Consider the following 526-nt stretch of genomic DNA (forward strand, 5'->3'; position numbering starts at 1 on the left):
GATACGGTAGGCAGCATTGAGTACATCTGAGGTACTTGCCAGCCTCACTCCATTTTCGGGTAATTCCTTAATAGTATCACTATGACTCATCCATACCTGCGAATTTTCAGCAATATTCTCGAATAAAGCCTCTTCAGCTTTAATTACTGAAAGATTTGCACGGCCATATTCCCTAATTTCTGAAGCTTCCACTTTTCCGCCGTTAAAATGCGCCAGGTATTGGGCACCGTAGCACACCGCCAAAAGAGGGACTTTTTTCCTGATTTTTGAAAGATCGGGATGGGGAGCGCTTTCCCCTCTCACTGAAAAGGGGCTTCCCGAGAGAATGACCGCTTTGAATTGAGTGATGTCTTCAGGAATTTTGTTGTAAGGATGGATTTCGCAGTAGATGTTGAGTTCTCTAACCCGTCTTGCAATTAGCTGAGTGTATTGCGAGCCGAAATCTAAAATAAGGACGTTATTTTGCATGCACAAAAGTAAGAATTTGAGGTAAAATTAAAGCCTGCTATTCCTTATTTTCTACCTT

1 protein-coding gene is annotated in these 526 nt (G+C 42.2%); it reads right to left on the bottom strand.

Annotation, left to right across the window (positions count from 1 at the left end; genetic code table 11):
• On the bottom strand, nucleotides 1-468 hold a 468-nt coding region (locus HC175_RS17245), incomplete at its 3' end, for a glutamine amidotransferase-related protein (RefSeq protein ID WP_438865953.1).
• Between the last annotated feature and the right edge of the window lie 58 nt (nucleotides 469-526).

The organism is Salinimicrobium oceani, from assembly GCF_012037645.1.